Genomic DNA, 3,930 nt, shown 5'->3' with positions numbered 1-3,930 from the left:
TCGCCGGTCTTCGCTTGCGTACTCTGGGCGCTCACGCTATGCGACGCGCAACCGGCAAGGCCCAGCAAAGCAATCAAACCGGAGATAGAAACGTAGTGAAGTCGGCGCAAGCGGGGAATCCTGATTGAATTATAGCGGCTGCCTCGCTATATTCGGAGGCGATCGAGGTCCAGATTCGCCGCCATCCACTGATGCCTTCGCCGCCGCGCGCCCGGGCCGAGGGTGATCTCGGGATGCGACTCGATCCCGAGCGCGTAGGCCGCCGCGGTATCGCAGAAGCTCTCACACAGGTACTCGCGCCATCGCCGGGTGCGGCCCTCCCGGTCGCCGGAGATGAGATCGTTTCTTCGCCATTCCGCGGACCACGCCATTTCTCCGCTCTTACCGGCGTCGCATTCAGCAGCGATCAGCGCCTCATACGCGGCGCGCATCTTGCGGCCGGACCTCCACCACACGAAGTGGAATAACTCATGCACCAGGATGCGATCCCGTTCGGCGGGGCTGCGCAGGAGCGCGCGATCAAGAACGATCCGCCGTTCCCGGAGAAAGCTTCCGGCATGTACCGGCGATCCGCAGTCTCCGCCGGAAACTAACTTCCCGCGCGATGCCCGAAGTTGCGGCCGGAACTCGATCAGAATCGGCTGACCGTCGAAGTTCATTACTTGGCGGCGAGTTCCAGCTTCGGACCGGTGACGTCCACAATCTCGAGCTCGACGCCCTTACGCTGCTTCAACTGCTCTTCGGTCAAGTCATAACGAACGGCGGTGACGCGCTGCACGGTCTGGCCGGGGCTGATATGATCGCGTTCGCGCATCGGTGTCAGGTTCAAAGGCCCCAGTTCGGTGTGATAGCGGAACATCGCCGGAAGATCGGTGGCCGCGATCATCGAGTTATCCGGAATCGAACCATCCGGCTCGGTGACCTTCACGTTGATGAACCGGACGACCATGTCACGGCCGGAAGGATTCGTAACCTCGAAATCGATGACCAGGGACGCGCTCGACGGATCGAGCGCCACGGTGCGAACCTGGAGAATCTTGCCCGTAGGCTCCAGGTAGTTGCCGCTATGCGAATGGAGAATCCAGGCCACGACTCCAACCAGCACCACGACGGCACACGCAAAGCCGATCGCAAAAGGCTTGCTCATTTAGACTGATGGTAGCTTGAGCGACAAGGGCTTGACTGGCAACATTCCGGCGTCCGAAAAGACCGGGCTCATCGTGGAAGCGGATTCCGGGCCGGGCATCCTGCACCGGCTTACCGGCGTGATCGCGCAGCACAATGGAGACATCACTTCGATCGGGATTCTGGAAGATAACTCCGCCGGGGCCCGCATCTACTTCGAGATGATGGTCCCCGGACCTGACGCGCTGGTCGAAGACCTAGGGCGGCTCGAAATCGTGCGAAGCGTCGAGCCCGTTCGCGTGCTCGAGAAGATCTACGGGAAGCGCATCATCATTATGGGCGGCGGGGCTCAGGTTGGCCAGGTAGCGATCGGCGCGGTTTCAGAAGCGGACCGTCACAACATCCGGGGAGAACATATCTCGGTCGATACGATTCCGCTGGTTGGCGAACAGCAACTGGCCGAGGCGGTGCGCGCGATCAGCCGGCTGCCGCGGGCGCGAGCCCTGGTTTTGGCGGGGGCGCTTATGGGCGGCGATATCGAAGCGGCGGTTCGGGAAGTCCGCGCGAAAGGGCTGCTCGTGATTAGCTTGAACATGGCCGGCAGTGTCCCGGATGCGGCGGATTCCGTGGTTACCGATCCGGTGCAGGCGGGCGTGATGGCGGTCATGGCGATTGCCGAAACCGCCCGGTTTAATGTGCAGCGATTGAGCCGCCGGGTGTTTTGAGAAGTCGTCTTAGCGCCGGCGAACGACGGAACAAGCGTCGCAGAGACCTACCGGTTCTGATTATTGCGCCCGGAGCGCGAACTCACGGAGCGGGTCGGCGTCGCCCGGCCGGCAAATACGAACAAAGTAATCGCCTGGATCAAGCGGCCGCGAGAAACGCGCGTGAACCTGATCGTTATCGGGCGCGACATCGGCCTGTTCCAACGTGGTGCCGCCGGCATTCACCAGAACGATATGCGCGGATTTTCCGAGACTCAGGCCTCTCGCGTCCAAGGAGAGGACGAGTGGATGATGGGCGGCCACCGTTTGGGAGGCGCCCCGTTCGGCGTGCAGAGAAACAGCAATCGACGCACCTGCCGGCGCAGGCTGCTGCAGGCGCACCGCGGATACGGCGATTATGCAGAGACACGCCGCGCTCGCGGCCCACACCGGAAACGCAGGTACCTGGAACGCTCGGGCTACGCGCGCGGCGAACGATTCGGTCTTCTGTTCCAATCGCAACCGCGCCGCCGCGCCCTTCATGGCGCGGACAAAAATATCCGTCTCATCCAAACGCTCCCGGCACGGCTCGCATATCAAGAGATGTTCTTCTAGAGCTTCCGTGTGCTTGCCTCCAAGACGGCCCAGAGCGTAGAGCTCCAGAGCATCGTCCGTGCAATGGTCTTCGAAGGTGGCTTCCATAATTTATTGTTTCAATCCTCGTTCCTGGGCTTCCCAACCGCTCATACTGGTGAAGTCAAAAACGCCCGGAAGAAATCTCGTTTTGGGATCAACGCCCCGCCTGACAAAAGTACTACTTAGTACACCGGTACGTTGCGGCGCGACAGCCGACGCTTCCCGAGTTCTCCGAACCGCGCCTTCGCGCGCGATTTCAGCAGGCGGAACTGCGTTTCCGTCAAAGACATGTCTTGGCAGATCTGTTCCTGAGACTGTTCGTCCAGGTAAAAACGAGTCAGGATCTCGCGATCGCGGCGGGAAATCGCCTTCAGGACGGAAACCGCGAGCTGTTCCTGCTGCCGGTTCATAGCGGCGGCTTCGGGATTCATTCCGCCATCGGGAACCGGAGCACTGGTATCCAGATCCACCTGCTGGCGCCGGTTGGTTACCGCGGAGTCGATGTGTCCGGCGATCTGGCGGCGCACGATCGTGCGGGCGAATCCCATGAGCCGCTCGGGCTCCCGGAGTTCACCCCGGCGAATCGCCTGGGCGACGATCAGGAAACAATCGTGGACGCGGTCGTCCAAATCTTGCGGCCCGAGCTGGCGGCACAGGTAGTAACGCATACCGCGTGTAAAAACCTGATAAAGCTCTTCCATCGCCTGAGGATCGTCGCGTTGAATGCGATTCACCAGATCGACCCAATCCGGTTGCTGCGGACGGGCGTCAGTGTCGGGTAGGTTTTCATCGATCACGGGACCCACTGAAGCCATTTTTGCAGAAAGGTCGGGAATATGTTCAAGATTGCGCACCGAAATTACACCTTTCCAATCAGGAAATAGCTCGCCCAGAATTCCGGACTATTTCTGAAACCCGCGGAATGAGCCATTGCGAGTTGTGCTTGGCGCAGCGCTTCGGATGCACCCTGTCGGTTATTTAATTTGAGAAAACTGTAAAAATCGCGGAAGAAAGGGCCGTTATCGTCGAGCGTCGGCCAGCGGGTGGCCAGGACTTCGAGGGCTCCGGCGCCGAGCCAGGCGCGCGTCAAGCCCAAGAGACCGGACGCGGGAAGCGCTTGGGCATCGCCGGACGAGCATCCGCTCATGACGACGAGAGAGGTCTGGATGGAGTGCGACAACACTTCACGAAGCCCGAGGAGGCCCGGCCGCCCGCTGGAATCGATACCCAGGACGATGACGCCGGAACGATCCGGGGAGGCGACGACATGGGTCGCTAGATGAAGAATCGCAGGGTCTTGAGCTAAGGCATCGAATAAGCGCGGCTTGACGGCAGCGCGTCCGGTGAGGACGTTTCCGCTGCCCCAGGCGTCCCGCGCCGACCAGACTTCATCTTTGGTAGCGGCCAGGCGGGCGAGGTGCAACTGGTTTTCACGGCTCGTCCTGGAACCGAAAAAATGAACATT

6 protein-coding genes are annotated in these 3,930 nt (G+C 60.9%); 1 reads left to right on the top strand and 5 read right to left on the bottom strand.

Annotation, left to right across the window (positions count from 1 at the left end; genetic code table 11):
* Positions 1–146 precede the first annotated feature (146 nt).
* Complete coding sequence (locus H1Y01_RS08910; RefSeq protein ID WP_180540088.1) at positions 147–659, bottom strand: hypothetical protein; 513 nt, start codon at positions 657–659, stop codon at positions 147–149.
* Positions 659–1,147 carry a hypothetical protein gene (locus H1Y01_RS08905; RefSeq protein ID WP_180540087.1) on the bottom strand — a complete coding sequence of 163 codons (489 nt, stop codon included), beginning with the start codon at positions 1,145–1,147 and terminating at the stop codon, positions 659–661. Before H1Y01_RS08905 ends, H1Y01_RS08910 begins: the two co-directional genes overlap by 1 nt.
* A 16-nt stretch (positions 1,148–1,163) precedes the next feature.
* Here H1Y01_RS08905 and H1Y01_RS08900 point away from each other — a divergent pair, with 16 nt between their 5' ends.
* The gene (locus tag H1Y01_RS08900) at positions 1,164–1,850 is read left to right on the top strand and encodes a DUF5612 domain-containing protein (protein ID WP_219341403.1); all 687 of its coding nucleotides are present in this window, start codon (positions 1,164–1,166) and stop codon (positions 1,848–1,850) included.
* A gap of 60 nt (positions 1,851–1,910) precedes the next feature.
* On the opposite strand, the gene H1Y01_RS08895 is transcribed toward H1Y01_RS08900, so the two are convergent.
* From H1Y01_RS08895 to H1Y01_RS08885, 3 genes are all read right to left on the bottom strand, one after another.
* Positions 1,911–2,531, bottom strand: coding sequence for an anti-sigma factor family protein (locus tag H1Y01_RS08895; protein WP_180540086.1), 621 nt, complete (start codon positions 2,529–2,531; stop codon positions 1,911–1,913).
* 116 nt (positions 2,532–2,647) lie between these two features.
* The gene (locus H1Y01_RS08890) at positions 2,648–3,271 is read right to left on the bottom strand and encodes an RNA polymerase sigma factor (protein WP_219341402.1); all 624 of its coding nucleotides are present in this window, start codon (positions 3,269–3,271) and stop codon (positions 2,648–2,650) included.
* A 53-nt stretch (positions 3,272–3,324) separates the two neighbouring features.
* Positions 3,325–3,930 (bottom strand): CHAT domain-containing protein (locus H1Y01_RS08885; RefSeq protein ID WP_180540085.1); only part of this gene is annotated, 606 nt, incomplete at its 5' end.

Source organism: Nevskia soli (assembly GCF_903970205.1).
Taxonomy (GTDB): Bacteria; Acidobacteriota; Terriglobia; order Bryobacterales; family Bryobacteraceae; genus Bog-113.
This window is presented reverse-complemented; position numbering and strand designations above follow the sequence as displayed.

What these genes read in the sequence shown, in the direction of transcription:
- H1Y01_RS08905 (WP_180540087.1), bottom strand. Translation starts at nt 1,147, where the DNA reads ATGAGCAAGCCTTTTGCGATCGGCTTTGCGTGTGCCGTCGTGGTGCTG.
- H1Y01_RS08895 (WP_180540086.1), bottom strand. Translation starts at nt 2,531, where the DNA reads ATGGAAGCCACCTTCGAAGACCATTGCACGGACGATGCTCTGGAGCTC.
- H1Y01_RS08910 (WP_180540088.1), bottom strand. Translation starts at nt 659, where the DNA reads ATGAACTTCGACGGTCAGCCGATTCTGATCGAGTTCCGGCCGCAACTT.